Raw genomic sequence first — 20,137 nt, 5'->3', positions numbered from 1 at the left:
TTTTTAACCGATTGAAATATTTTTGAGAAAGCCTCATTATTCTAAATGGATATCTTTACTAAAATCACTTTCGGTAACATCTACAGATTGTGGCTGGATAATCACAAATTTAATCACATTATATTCTGATTTTATTTTATCCCTCAGCCGGTCAATGGCATTGGTGAGGTCTGTCGTGTTTAATTCCGCATTAAAGGTGAGTATAAGTACCAATAATACCTCTTTTGGCGATTGATATTGAGAAAGGATACTCGTTACTGTAATCACATCCCGGTCACTTTCGGCCAATTCTTTAATCTTTTGTTGTGTTTCGGGCGTTAAACCTTCGCCCATCAATAAACTACGGCTTTCTCTGGCCAGTATAAATGAAACAAAAATAAGCAAAGTACCTACCAGAACGGAGGCCAATCCGTCAAGAAATGGCATATTTAAGTTATGGCTCAGCACCATAAAAATAAAAACGATTAACAACCCTAAAACGGCTGCACCATCTTCAAACAGCACTAAAAAACCAGATGGATCTTTACTTTTAATAATGGCTTTCCACCAGGGTAAACCTTTCCTTGTTTTGTTAAACTCTTTCATGGCGATGAGGAGCGAGGCACCTTCGAACAAGAAGGATAAGATCAATACCACATAATTCCATGTAGGGTTGCCCAAAACCTCAGGGTGACGGATATGTGCAATACCCTGCGAAATAGAAACCACGCCACCTAAACCAAAAATCATGATGGATACGATAAACGACCAGAAATACAACTCCTTACCATAACCAAAAGGACGGGATTTATCAGGTGGTTTAACACTTCTTTTTAATCCGTAAAGCAAGAGTAATTGGTTGCTTGTATCAACGGTAGAGTGAATACCTTCGGCAATCATGGATGAACTGTTGGTAAAAGCTCCGGCAATAAATTTGGTTACTGCAATTAATAGGTTTGCCGCTAAAGCGCTATAAATGGAATTGTTGGCTCTTGCCATAGGTTAAGAAATGTAAAGGATTTATTTCTTAAACGGTTTTTATCCGATTTGGTTTTAAAAGTTGAAACGAAAAAGAACCGTCATTTTGAGAAATAATTATTGCAAAAATTAATAGGAATAGCAGATAATTCTTAGCGTAGTGATAAGCCTCGAGGAGTCGTCATTGCGATGAGGCTCTTTCAGCCGAGGAAACCTGCCTGCTGCAGGCAGGCAATCTTTATAGCCGGGATCACTAGCAGGAAAGATTGCTTCCCCGAAAATATCGGGGCAGGCTGTCGTTCCTCCTCGCAATGACGACCTTTCTATAGGAATCTGTCAATGGTAGAGGTTAGAATTTTTCAAATACAATGGAGGGTTGATGACAGATTCGTAACTTTATTAAGCCTTATGCAGTTTGGCTGTTTGTCGGTATAGTGCTTTTTGCCTGCATGGTAGTATGGTTCCTTCGGAGATGGTATTGGAGTTTGGAGCACCATTATTGGTTGCCCGCATGATAGCCTGCCTTGTATTTTCATCCCGTTGGGCATAAGGTTTTATATACTTATCGTCATTGATATGGAAATTATCCACAACAACTCCGCGGGGATCGATATCGGTTCAAGGAACATCTACATCAGCCCCGGCTATTCTGAGGTAAAGGTTTTTGGCACCTTTACCGGTGATTTTAGAGCAGCAGCGTCCTACCTGATAGAAAAGGGTACCCAGACCATTGCCATGGAAGCCACCGGTTCCTATTGGGTCATCTTATATGATATCCTTGTAGAACATGGATTTGATGTATGGCTGGTTGATGGGCGCCAGACCCGCCAAGTTCCCGGCCGCAAGACCGATGTTAAGGACTGCCAGTGGATCCAGCAGCTGCATAGCTATGGTCTGCTGAACCGATGCTTTGTTGCCCAGGGCGAGCTGAAGGAAGTAAGAGGTTATCAGCGTCTACGCGAGGACCATCTGCGCAGTGCGTCCATGCATATCAACCATATGCAGAAAGCAATGATCGAAATGAACATCCGTTTGCCTGAAGTGCTCGATCAGATACAGGGTGCTAGCGGCATTTCCATTATCCATGCTATATTAGAAGGTGAACGTGATCCACACAGACTGCTTTCACTGTGCCATGGGAGTATCTTGAAAAAGAAGTCAGCCGAGATTCTGGCCGCTCTTGAAGGCTTCTATACTGAGCGCGGACTTTTTGCCCTTAGGCAGGCCTACCAGGCTTATCAGTTTTACCAGATGCAGATTAGAGAATGTGACGCTGCCCTTAACGATATACTGTGTAAGATCAATCAGGATAAAGACCATCGTGAAGCTGGGCCACGCAAACCGGTACGGCACCATAAGCCACAGATTGATGAACTCGGCAGACACATGCTGGATCTGTTCGGAGGCAGGGATGCAACGGTACTGCCAGGTATTACCGATTATTCATGGCTGCAGATCTACAGCGAAACAGGAACAGACCTTGAGCGTTGGCCTTCTGAAAAACATTTCACGAGCTGGCTCGGGCTTTCTCCTGGCCAGAACCATTCGGGAAAAGCCAATAAAAGGCCTAAGAAAAAAGGACGTCCCAACGCAGGCCAGATATTCAGGCTATTGGCCCAGAGCCTACTAAAGAGCAAGAAGATTTCATTTGGGGCCTTTGGACGAAGACTTAAGGGACGCAAGGGCCCAATGATTGCGATAAAGGCCGTAGCCCGAAAAATCGCTGTACAGTACTGGAGGTTGATGGTTAAAGGGCAGGAGTTTGTTGATCAGGGCGTAGCTAATTACGAAGCGGTAATGATCAAACAAAAAGAAAAATACCTAAAAAAGCTAGCGCTGGAACTGAATTTACAAGTAATAGATCCTAAATGATAAACACATAAAACACTTATTATCAGATATATATAATATCTGTCATTGATAGAGATCAGTTTTTAGCCAAAACAAAGGAGTTGGGTGACAGGTAAGATAAATCGTCATCTCGACCGCAGTGGAGAGATCTTTTAAACATAGTCCAAAGATCTCTCCACTCCGCATTTGCTTCAGTCGAGATGACGCAATTTTAGAATCTGTCATTGGTAACTCGATTGGGAACCACGAAGTGCTCATCGCAGATAATCTTAATGCAAGCGCTTTAAGATTCCCGCCTGCGCGAGAATGACGACCACACTAACGCATTCTGCCAATCGTAGCCAGCCTTCACTGAGTGAAGCCGAAGTGAAGGACATATTTTATATGTTTTTCGATGATTAAAAGTCTTCGACAAGCTCAGACTGTCAAACAAGCTATAATTAACGACATTACGTGAGAATAACGATGATCTTTAACTTAAAATTTCGTCAATCAGTTTTACTTCTGTATCACTAAAATCAATATTATCCAAAGCTTTAATTGAATCTGTAATCTGTTCTGGTTTACTGGCACCAATTAAAACGGTGGTAATTCTTTTATCTTTTAAGATCCACGATAAAGCCATGTGTACTAATTTTTGTCCGCGAGATTTGGCAACATCATTTAATTTGGCAATTACAGCTAATTTCTCGGGTGTAATATTACTTTCTTTCAGAAAAATACCACTTGTAGCTACTCTCGAATCGGAAGGAATTCCGTGTAAATATTTATCGGTAAGTAAACCTTGTGCCAACGGCGAAAATGGAATACAGCCTACACCATTTTTTGCCAAAACATCAAGTAAACCATCTTCCACCCAACGTTCAAACATCGAGTATTTAGGCTGGTGAATTAAACACGGTGTGCCATTATCTTTTAAAATTTTGATTGCTTTTGCGGCTTCTTCTGCCTTATAATTCGAAATACCAACATATAAAGCTTTTCCCTGTTGAACCAGGAGACTTAAAGCTCCCATGGTTTCTTCAAGTGGAGTTTCAGGATCTGGACGGTGGTGGTAAAAAATATCAACATAATCGAGCTTCATACGTTTTAAGCTCTGTTCTAAACTAGAAACCAGGTATTTTTTCGAACCCCAGTCGCCGTAGGGACCATCCCACATGGTATATCCGGCTTTACTGGAAATAATCATTTCATCACGATAGCCCTTAAAATCTTCGTGCAGGATTTTTCCGAAAACCTCTTCAGCCGAACCGGGAGGCGGGCCATAATTGTTTGCTAAATCGAAATGGGTAATTCCATTGTTAAAAGCAGTATAGATTAGGTTTTTGCTGTTTTCAAAAATGTTTACATGTCCGAAATTATGCCATAAACCCAACGATATTGCGGGCAATTTTAAGCCACTGTTTCCACAACGGCGATATAGCATTTTGTCGTAACGATCTGTTGAAATGGTTTGATTCATATTTGGGATTTGATTACCGCAATAATAATCAGTTTTAGCGGATTTTAATTGATATAGCTTAAAATATTCTCATCAGCTCAGTGGGGGGTTACGGAATCAGTATGCTCATTGCCGCAAATAGCTGGAGGAAAATCCATTAAAGGTTCTGTTATCGTTAGGCGTGGAGAAGTAATTATCAATACTAACTTCCTTTTTATGAAAATTACTATTTGTAATTTTTAATACTTCCACATTTTGTTATTACAAATTCTACAAAGCGTATCATTGCTGTTGTTAAAGTAAATTATTCTTTAATATTTGCGTTTCAATTCTTCTAAATCGTTTTATTTGTAAAATTAAGTGATATGCTTATATTTAAAAAACTTAATTAAAAATCTAAACCAAGTATTCCATTTTATGAAACTAAAATCATTAACGAGCCTGGGTGTGCTGGCTGTAATTGGCTTTGCATCCTGTCAATCCGGAACCAAAAAATCTTCATCAGCAGATAGTTTAAAAGGCGATTCAGTAGCAGTTATAAAACTTGTTGCCGATTCTTTTAAAAAGGAAATTGATGGTAAACAAACGGCATTGTACACCTTAAAGAATAAGAATAATGCAGAAGCCATTTTTACCAACTACGGTGGGCGCCTGGTTAGTTTATTGGTACCCAATAAAGATGGTAAGCTGGTTGATGTGGTAGTGGGTTTTAAGAGTGTTAGTGATTATGAAAAATCAACCGAACCCTATTTTGGCGCAACCATTGGCCGATATGGTAACCGCATAGCAAAAGGTAAGTTTACACTTGAAGGCAAAACCTATTCGCTATTTACCAATAACGGTCAGAATACACTGCATGGCGGTAAAAAAGGCTATCAATATGTAGTTTGGGATGCCAGTCAGCCCAACGCCAATACCTTAGTACTTCATTATTTATCAAAAGATGGCGACGAAAATTTTCCTGGTAATTTAGATGTTAAGGTGACTTATACGTTAACAGATGATAATGAACTGAAAATGGATTATGAGGCTAAAACAGATAAAACTACAGTTGTAAATTTAACAAATCATGCATTTTTTAATTTAAATGGCGATGGAAGCGGTGAGATTTTGAACCACGAGGTGCAGATTTATGCAGATGAATACACACCTGTTGATTCTACTTTGATCCCGACGGGAAAAATTGAAAAGGTTAAGGGAACTCCGTTCGATTTCACTACTGCAACTCCTATTGGTGCACGTATAAACGATAAAAACGAACAGTTAACTTTCGGGAAAGGTTATGACCATAATTACGTGCTGAATAAAACCAAAGCGATGGGCATGTTCCATGCGGCTACCGTTAAAGGAGATAAGTCGGGTATAGTTATGGATATTTATACGCAAGAGCCAGGCTTACAATTTTACAGCGGAAACTTTATGCAAAGTAAAAATACCTTTAAAACTGGTGCTAAAGATGATTTCAGAACAGCAATTGCATTGGAAACACAGCATTTTCCAGATTCACCAAATCAGCCTGCTTTTCCATCTACGGTTTTAAAACCTGGGGAGGTATATAAAACCAGTTCAGTTTATAAATTTACCAAATAAGTGTTTTGGTGATTCCTACGTCTTAGCGATGATAAATACATAAGGCCTTTAGAAATACGGGCCTTATGTATTTTAGAAAAGATCCTGTATCAGGGGATCTGTATAATCTTCTATAAAAGCAATAATGTTATGGTAAGCTGAAAATTCTTCCCTGGTGTGCATAGTTGTAAGTACAGCACATTTCATTCCGGCATTTTGCGCAGCTTCAACACCCTTTGGCGCATCTTCAAAAACAATACATTCGCTAGCTGCAACACCTAAAATTTCAGCCCCTTTGGTAAAGGTTTCCGGATCTGGTTTACTATTCACCACATCTTCGGCACTTACTATGGCTTTAAAATAAGAACGGATATTTAAGTTATCGAGTACAAAATTAATGTTGAAAGGAATGGCTGCCGAACCAATTGCCATTTGAATGCCTGATTGTTTTGCTTTTTCTAAAAAATCGCCTAACCCAGCTATTAATGTTAAATGTTTTTTATAAGCGGCTTGATACCGATGTTCTTTTTCGATAGAAATCTGATCAATTTGTTCCTGTGAGAAATGACCAACACCAAAAACACGTTCCAACAGATCCTGGTTTTTACCATACATCTGTTTTTTAACGGCATCGAAGCTTATGCTTGCACCTAAATCTTGCGTAAGTATATTATGCCAGGCATGATTGTGGAAAGCCATATCATTAATCATGGTTCCATTAAGATCGAAAAGAAAAGCTTTGGGTTTATTATTCGTCATGGCGGCAAAATTATCAGATTTTTTTATGATTAAGTTAAAATACAGTCATCAATACGAAAATTTGACGAAAAATTTATTCCTTAGGGTGGTGCCAGAAACAATAAGGAAAAAATAAATTTTCAACAACCATAGTTTTTGGCTGTTTTGCTCTTTATAATAATTTTTAGTCAGCTATTTGGGGATGCGGATCTAAACTTTAAGCAGGATCAAAGAGAGGAAAGAAAAACTGGAAGAAAAGAGTTAATCTGTTTTCTTTTTAAAATAGAAGTAACAAAGTGGGAAAAGGCAAATTAAGCCCAACAAAAAACCACCAACGGTATCAGTAAACCAATGTGCACCCAGGTAAATTCGGGATGGGGCAATGGTAATCATCAAAAATGCTGATAAATAAGTCACTAGATTTTTAGTCAGCTTTGGCACATCTTTTAACGTATTCATCAAAATAATTAAGAACCCAAAAAAGAGCGTATAAGAAAGTACATGCCCGCTGGGATAGCTTTGAAACCGGTTTACTTCCACCATCCGTACGTAAAATGCAGTAGGGCGTGGGCGGTTAATCACATTTTTTATACCCAGGATGATTAATCCAGACAATAGAACCGTTGAAATGAATAGGCCTTCGCGTTTATACTTTTGCTGATAAAATATAGCAGCAACCACCACTACCGAAAGTAATGAAAAAGGAAGTTCTCCAAAAAAACTGATTGCCAATATCAATTTATCTAACCAATCTGCCTGGTATTGCTGAATAAATAAAGAAGCTTTAATGTCTAAATCAAGTATGGGATGTTGTGCAATAAAAAAACTTAAATAAGTAAAAGCAGCTATCAGTACAATGAGTATAAAAATTAGTGTATTTCGTTTTAAAAGTATAGCCATAGGTCGATCAAAAAATCAAAACTATGTATTTTATGCGAATAGATACAAAAAGTTTTAGTTTTTTAAAAATAGATGCGCTAAAAGTATAAGGAAAACTACAAGACCAAAAATATTCATCAAGGAAATAAAACGATTCATCAAGGAAATACGCCTATCTGTATAATCCATTATGATATGTTGAAATGATTTTTAATCTTCGAATCAGATAATAAGGATATCTATGCTTACGAGGTTGGCAGGATTAATTTCCTGCCGACTGAAGAGGCACACCATTCGAAATTTACACATAAATCATATTGTTGTATTAACGCTCCAGCCGAAGCCTACCTCCTTTAAATTAGGAGGAGCTTAGGTTGATAGATATCGATCGTTTCTACCATTTAGTTTGATAATTTCACCTGTAATAAGGGTTTCTTAAGCCAATAAATAGGAGAATTTAAAGTCCATCGTTTTGAAGAAAGTGCTGATTTACGATGGCGGCTAAGGCCGCAACAATGCCACAGTTTGATGATTAATTGATTATTTTACAATAATCTGCTTCGGATCAGTAACTAAAATCTGTTTTTTACCTTTAAAATCTGATACGACTCCAGTAACACAAATTTTATTTCCTATAAACATGCTCGAAGGTTCAGAAGGGAATTTACGCTCATCTTCTTTATTGATGATTACGGTAATCAGCTCTTTTGGATAGGCGCCGCCTAAATTAATTAGCGTTAATTTATCTAAAGCCTTTGCACTATATACCGAGTCGCAAATGGTTACATTTTTACCGACATATTGAGCGGCATCTTTGGCTAATACCAACGTTTGGCTCTTTGCATAAAATGCTGTGGCAATCAGCAAAAGAAGGAGAGATAACTTTTTCATAGGTGGGATGATTTAAATGAAAATTTAATACCGCCAAAACCATTAGTTTAGCTTTTCAAAGTTAAGGTGAATTTGATAGAAATTAATAACTAAAACCAAACAAGCATAAATATTACATGAATTAGATTTTAGGTTGACCTGAAAATTTTCTAAATTGTAAGGTAAATATTGCTAGCCAAATATTTTTTGTGTTGATATGAAAGTAGACTACATTGCTTTATCTGTACCTGTTTTTTTTATTCTCATCGGAATAGAATTGGCCTATAATTTTTATAAGAAACTAAATTTTTATCGGCTTAACGACAGTATTGCCAATTTAAGTCAGGGAATAGGGCAGCAGCTCACCGGTATTTTTGTGAAAACCGCATTGTTTTTTGGTTACAAATATATTTTTGAGCACTGGCGTTTATTTGAATTGCCTAAAACAATATGGGTTTGGATATTGCTATTTATTGGTGTCGATTTTTTCTATTATTGGTTTCATCGGATGAGTCATGAAGTAAATGCTTTATGGGCATCACATATTGTACATCATCAATCAGAAGAATACAATTTAACCGTGGCCTTAAGGCAAAGCTGGTTTCAGGGCTGGTTTAGCTGGGTGTTTTACCTCCCATTGGCATTTGTTGGTTTTGATCCTATTATGTTCTTAACATTAAGTTCTTTCAATACTTTATACCAGTTTTGGATTCATACCAGAGCCATTAAAAGCATGGGCTTTTTAGAGTATATTTTAAATACACCATCACATCATCGGGTACATCATGGTTCTAACCCAAAATATATCGATAAAAACCACGCCGGTACATTAATTATCTGGGATCGCCTTTTTGGAACTTTTCAGAAAGAAGAAGAAGAGGTTTATTATGGTATCACCAAACCTTTAGCCAGTTGGAATCCCGTTTGGGCAAATCTTCATTATTGGGATGATCTGGTTAAAACAGCAAAGCAATCACCTAAATTCAGCGATAAAATTAAAGTTTTTCTTAAACCTCCTGGCTGGTTTCCATCACACCTGGGTGGATTTCAAGCTGCGCCAGAAATAAATGTAGAAACTTATAAAAAATATAATCCGGTATATCAATCAAAATTAACAGGTTATGTTTTAATCCAGTTTTTGGTTGCTTTAACGGCGGGCTCTGCGATATTGTTTTCTTATCACAAAATGGAAACCATTCCCTTAGTTTGTGGGGCTATTTTTACTATATTCACGTTAATTACCTGCGGTGCATTGTTAGAACAGAAAGTATGGCAAATTAAGTTTGAATATTTTAGGTTGTTATTTGGTATTTTACTGGTTTTGTTTTTGAAATTTCCGGTCGGATATCAGGTAATTTTTGTGGCTCTCCAGTTAATATCCGTAATTTGGTTTTTTAATTTGCAAAAGGCAAATCCTGATCTTGATGAAGACTAAGCTATTTTCATTTATATTTTTCCTTGTATTTGTAGTTCAGCTATATGCAGAATATGCCAATATGATCGAATTGCGTAATTTCTCTAAGCCACTAATTGTAATGGTACTTTTAGTATGGCTTTATCTCAGTACCAATTTGAAAGGGCGTTTCCACAAAAGAATTTTTGCTGGATTAATTTTTGCATGGCTTGGTGATATTTTGCTGATGCTTCAAAGCGGTAAACCGAGTTTTTTTATTTACGGGTTAATCGCCTTTTTAGCCTGTCATATTTTTTACATCAGGGCATTTACACTCGATCATAAATCAAATCCAAATCATAAAACACCTTACTTTTTGTGGGCGGTAGGGGCATTTGCTATTTTTTGCTCAGGTCTGTTTTTTTACCTCCAGCCAAATTTGGGTGCACTGCAGTTTCCTGTGCTGATATATGCGATTATTATTTGTGTAATGGCGCTAATGGCCGTTAACCGGTATGGGAAAGTGAATATTTTCAGTTTTAAACTCATCCTGTACGGCGCACTGTTTTTCTTATTGTCTGACAGTGTGTTGGCCGTGAATAAATTTGCTCAACCCATTCCACAGGGCGGTGCTTTAATTATGGCGACTTATATGATTGCACAGTACTTGATTGTTTATGGTACGGTAACACGGGAGTTAGTGGTAAAACGTACCGCGATTTAATCAAAATAGATTCTATGTTTGTTTTGTTTTCGATTGTTTACAGCAGCGTGTACTTGAGTGCAACTGAAATAATATTATTTTCTGTAATAAGCCTGGTGATATTTTCTCGATTAATCCGATTAAAAAACTTAAAATCACAAATACGTATCAGTAGGAATACGCATTTAATGGTGCTTTGTGAGCTTTTTTGACATTTTTAGTTAGTCTCAGCGTTTATTTTTATAAAAATAAAAACTTTTTCACTCAAAAAAAAGATTTATTCCTATGAGTTGTTTTTAACAACTTGATTTTTAGTCTGTTAATAACTAACTCTTTCGGGGATTAATTTTTGCTAAAAGTCCTATCCTTACATTTTAATGACAGTTTTTTGACCCCTGTGGAGTGTTAATAACTTTTTTTATAATTGTTAATAACTTCGGTGCATTCTTATCTAAGTTTATGCTAATCGTTTGAATATCAAACGGATTCCTGCTCCAAATATTTATCTATGATTAACACTGCGCTTGATTTTATTTCGAAAGAAATTAATGGATATCTAAACAATATTGCCAATACAAGTAACGATGATTTTATCGTAGTAAGCAGTGTTGTTTCTGAAGGCAAATTGGCTATACCCGAAAAAACGATGGGCATTACGCTGATGAACATTGAAGAGGATAGGGCAATAAAAGATCAAAGGGTTACCGTAAGGAATATGCTTGGCGAAATAGAGACACGCAACCCTGATATTTACCTTAATTTGTACGTACTTATTTCTGCAAATTTTAATCATGCCGGTACGGAATCGCCAACATTGGATTATTTGGAAGGCCTAAAAAAACTATCACAGGTAATCTCATTTTTTCAGGGCAAAAACGTATTTACACAAGCCAATTCTCCTTTGCTAAGCGCTATTGATAGTCATATTGAACGTTTAAGTGCGGAGCTTTTTAGCTTCAATTTTGAACAGATGAACCATTTCTGGAGTATTATTGGTCACAGCTATCTGCCATCGGTTTTATATAAAATCAGGATGATTACCGTACAGGAAAATGTTCAATTGGTGCCAGATGGATTGGTGGAAAATATTGTATTAAACACAGGAACTAAGTTATGACAGCCTACCGTAAATTATTTTCAGTTAATGTGCATCATAATTACTACGAAGATAATTTGAGTAATGATTTGAGTTTTGTAGCTACAACTGCCTCCACAAAAACAATCATTAACCAACGCTGGCTATTCAAAATATTTGATACCGGGTTTAATATTATAACTGAAATAGGAGCAGATTTAAAACCCAAAATAGAGTTTTTAGATACCACATTGCAATTTGGTATTAACCTCAATAATGCAGCAAAATTTTTGGCCATCACACAGCTAAATGAAACGGCTCCGGACAAGGATTTTTTAAGCAATAAAAAGATTTATTTCTCAAACAACGGTTTAAGCAGCAATCTCGAATACCAGATTATGGATGGCATTGTGGGCGATTTGATGAATTTAGATTTTATCCTTCCTCCTGCAAATACCGAAGTTACCTTAAGGGTAAATTCTTCAACAGAAAATAACCTGGTTATTGCTTTTGATACCGATGGCTTGCCCATTAATGGTCCTTATAAAATTAAAATCAATAGCAGTAAAGTTTTTGAAAAACTGCTCGATATGAGCAGATTACCCGATGGGTTATATAACATATCGATCAAAAATGCAGCCGATACAGGAAATGACTTACTAAGTTATAAGATTTTTAAAAGCAACGGATTAAGTTCCCGGTCAATTTTTGGTGTACTGGAGTTAAAGCTGCCAGCAAGCAATGCAGTAGTTACAGAAACAAAGTTTTTGATCAATTTTTTGAGGAAATCTACCATCTGGAAATATTATGTAATTAACCAGAGTGGGATTGATTTAGATGATTTTGATTTATTGGTGAAAGATAAAAGTTTGGATGGTACGCCCAGCGGCATTCCGGCTTATGCTAAATATACTTTTGCCGGGAACCCTGTGCCTCCCAATGATCCTGATCCGATTAATAAAATAGCCGATGCGGATATACTGCTTTTTAAAAGCAATGTTAAGATTCCTTTTTATCAAAAGGTAAAAGTGGGCTTAGAACTAAGTAAAAAAGATGGAGGGACGGAAGTGGTTTTAACCAGGAATTTGCCAAACCCAATGCCCGAGAAACAAGCGGGAGAGGAGAGTAAAATATATGTATATGTTTAAAAATAATTCATGATGATATGGCGCTAACCTATAAACATCCGGGAGTATATATTGAAGAGATTTCGACAATACCCCCATCAATTGCACAGGTAGAAACCGCAATACCAGGCTTTATCGGATATACCGCAAAGCGGGAAAAAAACGGTGTTGCTTTTGCTATTAATAACCCGGTGCGTATTACCTCTCTGCTGGAATTTGAGGTTTTTTTCGGCGGTGCCTTTCCAGAAGTACTGGAAGTAACCATTAATGAACCCGAACCAGGTAAATTAACGCCAAAGATTGATGTTACTCCTGCAACTACCGTTTCTGGCTATATCTTATACTACCATGTAAAAATGTTTTACGAAAATGGAGGTGGTCCTTGCTGGGTTGTTTCTGTTGGTACTTTTGAAGATACGCCAGATATAACAAAGTCTGAATTAAAACTTGGTTTACAGGCTTGCGAACGGGAAGATGAAATCACCCTCCTGCTTATTCCTGAAATTACAGCTTTAAATTCTGGTGCGGATATAAAAGAATTAAACGATGCCATGCTGGCACAATGTGCCAAATTGCAGGATCGCTTTACCATAATGGATACCCCACAAGCAGGCTTAACAACGGCTTATTTAGTGGCCGATAAATTTAGAAATGATTTTGTAAGCGCAGATAACCTTAAATATGGTGCCACTTACTATCCACAGATACAAAGTGGAGCCAGTTACAACCGTGTAACTGATGAAAATATCAAAATTGCCGACGACAACCGTACAGGTACCAATTCCGGCATTTATAAAAAAGCAGGAAATACCAAAAAATCAATTACTAAAATTACTGAAAAAAATGCGGTCACTGGTGTGAAAGCCAAAGCTACAATAACCATAGATGGTATTACCTTAACCGGGCATTCTATTGCCATAGCAGGGTTTAGCTTTACTTTTGGCGGTACAGATGGTATTGTAATCGGTGCCGACGAAACCGCTACAGCAGCAGCTTTAAGAGCCGCAATTGCAGGTAATACAGATTTAATGGCTTTGGTAGATGCTACAGCAAACGTGGCGGTGGTAACCATTACCGCTAAAACAGCAGGTAATGCCGGAAATGCTATTCCCCTTGTTTATGATCCAAAGGGAAATATTCCACGCATAACCTTAAGTGCTCCGTTTTTAAAGGGTGGATTTGATAGCAATGATTTTGCCTTGTTTAATCAGATAAAAGCAGCACTTGATGCGTATACGGTTCCACTTTATCCTTCGGGTATAGTTGCAGGTATTATGGCCCGGGTAGATAACGAACGCGGTGTGTGGAAAGCACCAGCCAATGTAAGTGTGCTTACCGTTGATAAACCATTGATCACAATAAGCGATGAAGAACAAGATTACCTCAATGTAGATGCAACATCAGGTAAAAGTATCAATGTAATCAGAAAATTTGCAGGGAGGGGAACCTTAGTTTGGGGAGCCCGAACATTGGCGGGAAATGATAACGAGTGGCGTTACGTTCCCGTTAGGCGACTTTTTATTATGGTTGAAGAATCGATAAAGAAAGCTACGGAGTTTGTGGTGTTTGAACCTAATGATGCCAAAACCTGGATGCGTGTAAAAACCATGTGCCAGAATTTCTTAAATCAACTGTGGCGACAAGGGGCTTTGGCTGGTGCAAAACCTGAGGATGCATTTTTTGTAAATGTAGGACTGGGGATAACGATGACAGCCCTTGATATTTTAGAAGGACGGTTGATTATCGAGGTTGGCATGGCAGCTGTTAGACCAGCAGAATTTATAGTTCTTAAATTTTCTCACTTATTAGCAAAATCTTAAAATTATGGCAACCAATTATAAAACCCCTGGCGTTTATATAGAGGAAATAAGTAAACTGCCTGCGTCAATAGCACCTGTAGAAACGGCTATTCCGGCTTTTATGGGCAGAACCGAATTTGCTAAAGATGAAAATGGAAACGATATTTTAGCAACTGGAAGTAAATTGCCAACACCCATCCGGATTACCTCATTTCTCGATTATCAAAAATATTTTGGTGGTGCCAATTCGGAAACAGCGGTTTTCGAAACCAGTGGAATCCCAACCATAACCGATACCGAAGTTGCTGGAAAGGTAGTAAAACGCGTAATCACCTGTAATGCTAAAAAGAGCGCTGCAAGCGGTAAATATATGTGCTATGCCATACAAATGTTTTATGCAAATGGCGGTGGTCCTTGTTATATCGTTTCGTGCGGCAATTACGATGTAGCTTCAACCATTACAACCGTAAAAGCTAAGGCCTGTTTAGATGCAATTGCAAAAGTGGATGAACCAACCATGCTCATTTTTACAGATAAACACACTTCATTTGGTGCTACCTCGGGCTATAAAGATGCCTATGATTACGCTTTGGCGCAATGTGCTAAACTACAGGATCGCATTGCAATTTTTGATGCCTGGGTGCTATCTGATTCGCCCTTTACCGATGCCGGAGTGATTAGAGATGATATCAGTGCCGATTATTTAAAATATGGTGCAGTCTATTATCCCTGGTTACAAAGTACTTTAAGCTACGGCTACAACGATTCTATTGTAATAAAACATCTGGTAAATGGCGTTAATGGCCCATACAACGATTCAACTTTATCGGCTATAAAAGCAATGGATTTAAATACTTATCGTGCTTTAACAAACGAGATGGATAAAAATGTAATTGATTTACCACCATCGAGTGCTGTTGCAGGTATAATGGCCAGGGTTGATAACAATCGCGGCGTATGGAAGGCACCAGCTAATGAAAGTGTAAAAATGGTTACCGGACCATCATTAAAAGTGACCGCACAGCAACAGGAGACACTAAATATAGATCCAACTACCGGTAAATCAATCAATGTAATCCGCTTTTTTACAGGCAAAGGCACATTAGTTTGGGGTGCCCGAACCCTGGCCGGAAACGATAACGAATGGAGATACATTTCGGTAAGGCGTTTTTACAATTTTGTAGAAGAAAGCGTTAAAAAAGCCACCGAATTTGTGGTTTTTGAACCAAATGATGCCAATACCTGGTTGCGTGTAAAAGCCATGTGCGAGAATTTTTTAAATCAGTTATGGCGCCAGGGTGCATTGCATGGTGCAAAACCCGATGATGCCTATTTCGTTAGAATTGGCTTAGGAATCACCATGACTTCCCTCGATATTTTAGAGGGCAGAATGAATGTGGAGATCGGTATGGCAGCGGTGAGGCCTGCAGAATTTATCATCCTGAAATTCTCACACAAACTACAAGAATAATTCATCATAAATTATAAAATTATGGCTAATACTTATCCATTACCGGTATTTCACTTTCAGGTGGAATGGGGCGGCTCGCGAATTGGTTTTACAGAAGTTAGTGGTTTAACGGTAGAAACCCAATCGATAGATTATCGCGAAGGAAACTCACCAGAATACCACGTTACCAAAATGCCCGGAATGCAGCAATACACTGCAATTTCGATGAAAAGAGGTATAACAAAAGGTGATAATGAACTTTTTCAATGGTTTAATACCGTGAGTTTAAATAAAATAGAACGGAGAGATCTTACCATCAGTTTACTGAACGAAAGTCACGAACCGGTGGTGGTTTGGAAAGTTAGACAAGCCTGGCCATCAAAAGTAGATGGACCAACACTAAATTCTACCGGTAACGAGGTGGCTATAGAAACTGTTGAGTTGGCGCATGAAGGTTTAAGCATCGAATTTACCTAGACTATATGTTCTCTATATCCAATTCACCATCGCCAAATCCTCCTGTCGGATTTCATTTTCTATTGCAGATAGAGGGTTTGTCTTATGATGGGGTAGATGATATAGGTTTTACCGATGCCACTGGTTTAGAATCGAGCATTGCTACCGAAGAATATAAGGAAGGTGGAGAAAACCGCTTTGCGCATAAACTCCCAACGGCAATCACCTATAGTAACCTTACGCTAAAACGTGGTTTGCTATTTAATTCTAAGGCCATGCAATGGTTTAAAGAATGTGTAGAAAGTTTTACGTTCAGTCCGAAAGATATTACATTGATTTTGCTTAACGATGAACATCAACCCTTACAGGCCTGGAATTTTGTAAATGCATATCCAATACGATGGTCGATAGAGGGTTTTAACGCCCAACAAAATGGATTGGTGATCGAAAGTATCGAGTTTGCTCATCAATACTTCAGGCGGGTAGAAATTTAAAGGGATTTATATGCCAGTAGAAATTAGAGAATTAAACATTACCGCAACGGTAACCAATAACGTAGCCGGATCTACACTGCCAGGCAGAACCGGCCAAACAGCTACAGATAAGAAAATGAAAAAGGCATTGGAGGAGTTGAGATTACAGATCAAAAATAAGAATGAGAGGTAACTATGGCTTTAAGTCAGCTTCATGATGAATTGGGTAATTTAGAAAAACTCGTAATAGATGTTTATTCTGACAATAACTTTTCGGGTTCACCAATCGAAACCTTTAAGGTATTGTACAATCCCAATACTTATTATATCGATTACAAAAATGAACTCGATCAGGATGCGCCTGTAAATGCGGCAGATGGAGTTGGCGAATTTAAATCAACAAGGGGTAAAGAGTTAAATCTCGATCTTTTGTGGGATGCTACATCGGCTTCCTATTCGGGCAATTCTACTTTTCAAACCGATGTACAGAATGATAAAACAGTACATAAAGTAATCGAAAAATTTATCGATACCTGTTTTAAAATTAAAGAAGATACCCATCAACCAAATTTTTTAAAAATACACTGGGGCGAGCTCACTTTTCAGGGAATGTTAACCGCTGTTAAAGTTACCTACACCTTGTTCGATAATACCGGAAAACCATTAAGGGCTAAAACAGACTGCACTTTTACCAGTTATACCTCCCTTACCGAACAATCTAACGAACAACGGAGAAGTTCGCCTGATTTAACGCACTACAGGAATGTTGAAGGCGATAATTCGCTTCCTTTAATGACTTACAATATTTATAAAACCGATAGATATTATTTAGAAGTAGCCAAAGCCAATAAACTGAACAATTTTAGGAAATTAAAACAAGGACAAAACATTTCGTTTCCACCGATTGAAAAATAATATACCATGCCAGCCAACTCAGGAGTACAAAGCTTTAGCATTACCGTAAACGGACAAGTTTTACCCGATGCTGTTGGTATTTTAGAAATTGTGGTAACCAATCTGGTTAACGCCATACCTAAAGCTAAAGTGGTAGTGATGGATGGTAGCGCGGCTGCACAAAATTTCGATTTAAGCAATGGAACGAATTTTATTCCCGGCGCCGAAATAAGCATTGCTGCTGGTTACAATGGAGAAAATGAAGTGATATTCTCGGGTTTGATTATCAGCCAAACCATTAGGGCTAACGAAGATGGGAGCCAAATGGAAATAGAATGCAGAGATAAAGCCATTAAACTTACCGCAGGGCGGAAAAATAAGATATGGGAAGACGTAAGTGATAACGATGCAATAACCGATTTGGTAGGCCAGAATGGAATTACTGCCGATATTGACGGATTGAATTTACAGCATAAACAACTGGTACAATTTAATTGCAGCAACTGGGATTTTATTGTTACCCGGGCCGAACTGAACAGTGCCTTGGTTATCACTGAGGCTGGAAAATTAACGATTGGAATGCCAAATGCCAGTCAGGAAAGTACAGCAACTTATACCTACGGATCGGAAATTTATGATTTTGAGGCCCAGATGGATGCCCGCACACAGTATCCGCAGGTGCTTACCAAAAATTGGAATTATACCAATCAGGAAGTAAAAGAAGGTACATCGACAGCAAAAACGTTGCCTCAGCAAGGTAATATTTCTGGCGATGATTTGGCAGAAGTGTTGGGCTGGGAAGATAACAGCTTATATCATTCGGGCAATGTGGCTGAACAAGAATCGACAGAATGGGCAACAGCACAATTGTTTAGAAGCAGGTTAAATAGGGTTATCGGGAATTTTAGGGTACAGGGCGATAACAAATTAAAACCCGGAATTATAGTCGAATTATTGGGCATAGGCGAAAGGTTTAGTGGAAAATGCTGGGTTACGGGTGTAATCCACAGTTACTCTGGCGAAGCCGCCTGGTACAGCCATGTGCAGTTTGGCCTTGATAAAAAATTGCATAGTTACAATTTCGATGATATTGTAGAAAAGCCTGCAACAGGAATCATTCCTCCGGTAAATGGTTTGCAAATCGGCATTGTTACCCAACTGGAAAGCGATCCTGAAGGTGAAAATAGAATAAGGGTACGTTTGCCCACTGTCGAAAATGAAGGCGATGGCATTTGGGCAAGATTGGCCAGTGTAGATGCCGGGAAAGACCATGGATGGGTTTGGAATCCTGAAATAAACGATGAGGTGATTATTGGTTTTATAAATGATGATCCTCGTGATGCCGTGATTCTGGGTAGATTGTATAGCAGTTCATTTCCGCCTCATTTAGAAGCAAAAGATGGTAATTATTTGAAGGGATTATCTACCAAATCAAAACTTCAGGTATTGTTTGATGATGAAAAGAAGATCATTAAAATAGAAACACCCGGAGGCAATTTTATTACGCTGGATGAAGATCAGAAGCAGATTGCCATTCAGGATATTAACGGGAATAAAATAGAGATGAGTGAGGATGGGATTAAGATAGAAAGTATTAAAGATATCATACTAAAAGCATCAGGCGACTTTAAAATAGATGGAACCAACATTACCACCAATGCAAACGCACAGTTAAAATTAAGCGGAAGTGCAGGTACCGAAATAAGTTCATCCGCCATTACAAAAGTTAAAGGAAGTATGGTGCAGATAAATTAAAAATATGGCAAACGCGGCAAGAGTTACCGATACCACAAATCACGGTGGAACCATTATAGGCCCTGGAGTACCCACGGTGTTAATTGGCGGTATGCCTGCCTCTGTAGTTGGCGATAATCATGTTTGTGTATTGCCGCCCAACACTCATCAGCCTACTGTAAGCCCTTTTCCGGCAGGAAGCGCAACAGTATTAATAGGAGGTTTGCCGGCAGTTAGAACAGGCGATACCTGTATTTGCGGTGCAAGCGCTGTAGTTGGATGCCCCACAGTTTCAATAGGTTAAAAAATGGATACAAAAAGCAATTTTTTAGGCAAGGGATGGGCCTTTCCGCCAGAGATAGTTAAATACGAAGGTATGAAACGCTTTGCCACCAATATGGTAAGCGATGTGACTGATATTAATCAAAGTCTGGAAATCCTGTTCGGAACAGCGGTTGGCGAAAGGGTAATGCAGGCAGAATATGGTTGCAATGTAGAAGATATGATTTTTGAACCCATTAATGTTACACTGGTAACGCGGATAACAGAAAGGATTAGAAGAGCAATAATTTATTACGAGCCGCGCATTAAGCTCGATAAACTCGATGTTTTTAAAAATGTAGAGTTTGGGATAATCAACCTGGTGGTAGAATATACCATTAGGAGCACCAATACCCGGAACAATATTGTATACCCTTATTATTTAACCGAAGGAACAAATATTTGAA

20 protein-coding genes are annotated in these 20,137 nt (G+C 38.3%); 15 read left to right on the top strand and 5 right to left on the bottom strand.

Annotation, left to right across the window (positions count from 1 at the left end):
• Positions 1-36: 36 nt before the first annotated feature.
• Entirely contained in the window at positions 37-978 is a 942-nt protein-coding gene (locus QF042_RS15650) for a cation diffusion facilitator family transporter (RefSeq protein WP_307529993.1), read from the bottom strand.
• Positions 979-1,533: 555 nt separating this feature from the next.
• On the opposite strand from QF042_RS15650, the gene QF042_RS15645 reads away from it, so the two are divergent.
• The gene (locus QF042_RS15645; protein ID WP_307526004.1) at positions 1,534-2,829 is read left to right on the top strand and encodes an IS110 family transposase; all 1,296 of its coding nucleotides are present in this window, start codon (positions 1,534-1,536) and stop codon (positions 2,827-2,829) included.
• Between the two features lie 451 nt (positions 2,830-3,280).
• On the opposite strand, the gene mgrA is transcribed toward QF042_RS15645, so the two are convergent.
• The gene (mgrA, locus tag QF042_RS15640) at positions 3,281-4,270 is read right to left on the bottom strand and encodes an L-glyceraldehyde 3-phosphate reductase (RefSeq protein WP_307529991.1); all 990 of its coding nucleotides are present in this window, start codon (positions 4,268-4,270) and stop codon (positions 3,281-3,283) included.
• Between the two features lie 396 nt (positions 4,271-4,666).
• Here mgrA and QF042_RS15635 point away from each other — a divergent pair, with 396 nt between their 5' ends.
• Positions 4,667-5,839 (top strand): aldose epimerase family protein, encoded by a 1,173-nt coding sequence (locus QF042_RS15635; RefSeq protein ID WP_307529989.1) that lies wholly within the window; start codon positions 4,667-4,669, stop codon positions 5,837-5,839.
• A gap of 72 nt (positions 5,840-5,911) precedes the next feature.
• Here the strand turns inward: QF042_RS15635 and QF042_RS15630 are convergent, their stop codons facing one another.
• From QF042_RS15630 to QF042_RS15620, 3 genes are all read right to left on the bottom strand, one after another.
• Positions 5,912-6,577 (bottom strand): HAD family phosphatase, encoded by a 666-nt coding sequence (locus tag QF042_RS15630; RefSeq protein ID WP_307529987.1) that lies wholly within the window; start codon positions 6,575-6,577, stop codon positions 5,912-5,914.
• A 240-nt stretch (positions 6,578-6,817) separates the two neighbouring features.
• Positions 6,818-7,456, bottom strand: a complete 639-nt coding sequence (locus tag QF042_RS15625) for a phosphatase PAP2 family protein (RefSeq protein WP_307529985.1) — start codon at positions 7,454-7,456, stop codon at positions 6,818-6,820.
• A gap of 519 nt (positions 7,457-7,975) precedes the next feature.
• Complete coding sequence (locus tag QF042_RS15620) at positions 7,976-8,326, bottom strand: hypothetical protein (protein WP_307529983.1); 351 nt, start codon at positions 8,324-8,326, stop codon at positions 7,976-7,978.
• 196 nt (positions 8,327-8,522) lie between these two features.
• Between QF042_RS15620 and QF042_RS15615 the strand changes: the two genes are divergently transcribed.
• The 13 genes from QF042_RS15615 to QF042_RS15555 all read left to right on the top strand — a co-directional run bounded on the left by QF042_RS15615 (position 8,523) and on the right by QF042_RS15555 (position 20,136).
• Positions 8,523-9,740: a sterol desaturase family protein gene (locus QF042_RS15615; protein WP_307529981.1), complete on the top strand. Its 1,218-nt coding sequence runs from the start codon at positions 8,523-8,525 to the stop codon at positions 9,738-9,740.
• Positions 9,730-10,422 carry a lysoplasmalogenase gene (locus QF042_RS15610; RefSeq protein ID WP_307529979.1) on the top strand — a complete coding sequence of 231 codons (693 nt, stop codon included), beginning with the start codon at positions 9,730-9,732 and terminating at the stop codon, positions 10,420-10,422. Before QF042_RS15615 ends, QF042_RS15610 begins: the two co-directional genes overlap by 11 nt.
• Positions 10,423-10,909: 487 nt before the next feature.
• Positions 10,910-11,518, top strand: coding sequence for a DUF4255 domain-containing protein (locus tag QF042_RS15605; RefSeq protein ID WP_307529977.1), 609 nt, complete (start codon positions 10,910-10,912; stop codon positions 11,516-11,518).
• Positions 11,515-12,624 carry a hypothetical protein gene (locus QF042_RS15600; protein ID WP_307529975.1) on the top strand — a complete coding sequence of 370 codons (1,110 nt, stop codon included), beginning with the start codon at positions 11,515-11,517 and terminating at the stop codon, positions 12,622-12,624. The genes QF042_RS15605 and QF042_RS15600 overlap by 4 nt, the downstream gene beginning before the upstream one ends.
• Before the next feature lie 17 nt (positions 12,625-12,641).
• A complete protein-coding gene (locus QF042_RS15595; RefSeq protein WP_307529974.1) occupies positions 12,642-14,423 on the top strand; it encodes a phage tail sheath C-terminal domain-containing protein in 1,782 nt (593 codons plus the stop codon).
• A gap of 4 nt (positions 14,424-14,427) precedes the next feature.
• The gene (locus QF042_RS15590) at positions 14,428-15,873 is read left to right on the top strand and encodes a phage tail sheath C-terminal domain-containing protein (protein ID WP_307529972.1); all 1,446 of its coding nucleotides are present in this window, start codon (positions 14,428-14,430) and stop codon (positions 15,871-15,873) included.
• 21 nt (positions 15,874-15,894) lie between these two features.
• Positions 15,895-16,329 carry a phage tail protein gene (locus QF042_RS15585; protein WP_131031004.1) on the top strand — a complete coding sequence of 145 codons (435 nt, stop codon included), beginning with the start codon at positions 15,895-15,897 and terminating at the stop codon, positions 16,327-16,329.
• A 5-nt stretch (positions 16,330-16,334) separates the two neighbouring features.
• Positions 16,335-16,802 (top strand): phage tail protein, encoded by a 468-nt coding sequence (locus QF042_RS15580; RefSeq protein WP_215127716.1) that lies wholly within the window; start codon positions 16,335-16,337, stop codon positions 16,800-16,802.
• A gap of 10 nt (positions 16,803-16,812) precedes the next feature.
• Positions 16,813-16,974 carry a DUF5908 family protein gene (locus tag QF042_RS15575; protein WP_215127714.1) on the top strand — a complete coding sequence of 54 codons (162 nt, stop codon included), beginning with the start codon at positions 16,813-16,815 and terminating at the stop codon, positions 16,972-16,974.
• Positions 16,975-16,976: 2 nt separating this feature from the next.
• The gene (locus QF042_RS15570; RefSeq protein ID WP_307529966.1) at positions 16,977-17,696 is read left to right on the top strand and encodes a hypothetical protein; all 720 of its coding nucleotides are present in this window, start codon (positions 16,977-16,979) and stop codon (positions 17,694-17,696) included.
• Positions 17,697-17,702: 6 nt separating this feature from the next.
• Complete coding sequence (gene vgrG / locus QF042_RS15565; protein WP_307529964.1) at positions 17,703-19,430, top strand: type VI secretion system tip protein VgrG; 1,728 nt, start codon at positions 17,703-17,705, stop codon at positions 19,428-19,430.
• Positions 19,431-19,434: 4 nt separating this feature from the next.
• On the top strand, positions 19,435-19,713 hold the full coding sequence (locus tag QF042_RS15560) for a PAAR domain-containing protein (protein WP_307529963.1): 279 nt from the start codon (positions 19,435-19,437) through the stop codon (positions 19,711-19,713).
• Between the two features lie 3 nt (positions 19,714-19,716).
• Positions 19,717-20,136, top strand: a complete 420-nt coding sequence (locus QF042_RS15555) for a GPW/gp25 family protein (protein ID WP_307529960.1) — start codon at positions 19,717-19,719, stop codon at positions 20,134-20,136.
• Position 20,137: the final 1 nt, after the last annotated feature.

Origin of the sequence: Pedobacter sp. W3I1 (genome assembly GCF_030816015.1) — a bacterium.
Taxonomy (GTDB): Bacteria; Bacteroidota; Bacteroidia; order Sphingobacteriales; family Sphingobacteriaceae; genus Pedobacter.
Note: the sequence above shows the minus strand (reverse complement) of the source record. Positions and strands in the feature narration are given on the sequence as shown.

Bases quoted from the DNA above. Each gene is read 5' to 3' on its own strand.
- QF042_RS15650 (WP_307529993.1), bottom strand. From the start codon at position 978: ATGGCAAGAGCCAACAATTCCATTTATAGCGCTTTAGCGGCAAACCTA.
- QF042_RS15555 (WP_307529960.1), top strand. From the start codon at position 19,717: ATGGATACAAAAAGCAATTTTTTAGGCAAGGGATGGGCCTTTCCGCCA.
- QF042_RS15630 (WP_307529987.1), bottom strand. From the start codon at position 6,577: ATGACGAATAATAAACCCAAAGCTTTTCTTTTCGATCTTAATGGAACC.
- vgrG (WP_307529964.1), top strand. From the start codon at position 17,703: ATGCCAGCCAACTCAGGAGTACAAAGCTTTAGCATTACCGTAAACGGA.
- mgrA (WP_307529991.1), bottom strand. From the start codon at position 4,270: ATGAATCAAACCATTTCAACAGATCGTTACGACAAAATGCTATATCGC.
- QF042_RS15590 (WP_307529972.1), top strand. From the start codon at position 14,428: ATGGCAACCAATTATAAAACCCCTGGCGTTTATATAGAGGAAATAAGT.
- QF042_RS15625 (WP_307529985.1), bottom strand. From the start codon at position 7,456: ATGGCTATACTTTTAAAACGAAATACACTAATTTTTATACTCATTGTA.
- QF042_RS15615 (WP_307529981.1), top strand. From the start codon at position 8,523: ATGAAAGTAGACTACATTGCTTTATCTGTACCTGTTTTTTTTATTCTC.
- QF042_RS15610 (WP_307529979.1), top strand. From the start codon at position 9,730: ATGAAGACTAAGCTATTTTCATTTATATTTTTCCTTGTATTTGTAGTT.
- QF042_RS15560 (WP_307529963.1), top strand. From the start codon at position 19,435: ATGGCAAACGCGGCAAGAGTTACCGATACCACAAATCACGGTGGAACC.
- QF042_RS15575 (WP_215127714.1), top strand. From the start codon at position 16,813: ATGCCAGTAGAAATTAGAGAATTAAACATTACCGCAACGGTAACCAAT.
- QF042_RS15635 (WP_307529989.1), top strand. From the start codon at position 4,667: ATGAAACTAAAATCATTAACGAGCCTGGGTGTGCTGGCTGTAATTGGC.
- QF042_RS15570 (WP_307529966.1), top strand. From the start codon at position 16,977: ATGGCTTTAAGTCAGCTTCATGATGAATTGGGTAATTTAGAAAAACTC.
- QF042_RS15620 (WP_307529983.1), bottom strand. From the start codon at position 8,326: ATGAAAAAGTTATCTCTCCTTCTTTTGCTGATTGCCACAGCATTTTAT.
- QF042_RS15600 (WP_307529975.1), top strand. From the start codon at position 11,515: ATGACAGCCTACCGTAAATTATTTTCAGTTAATGTGCATCATAATTAC.
- QF042_RS15595 (WP_307529974.1), top strand. From the start codon at position 12,642: ATGGCGCTAACCTATAAACATCCGGGAGTATATATTGAAGAGATTTCG.
- QF042_RS15580 (WP_215127716.1), top strand. From the start codon at position 16,335: ATGTTCTCTATATCCAATTCACCATCGCCAAATCCTCCTGTCGGATTT.
- QF042_RS15585 (WP_131031004.1), top strand. From the start codon at position 15,895: ATGGCTAATACTTATCCATTACCGGTATTTCACTTTCAGGTGGAATGG.
- QF042_RS15645 (WP_307526004.1), top strand. From the start codon at position 1,534: ATGGAAATTATCCACAACAACTCCGCGGGGATCGATATCGGTTCAAGG.
- QF042_RS15605 (WP_307529977.1), top strand. From the start codon at position 10,910: ATGATTAACACTGCGCTTGATTTTATTTCGAAAGAAATTAATGGATAT.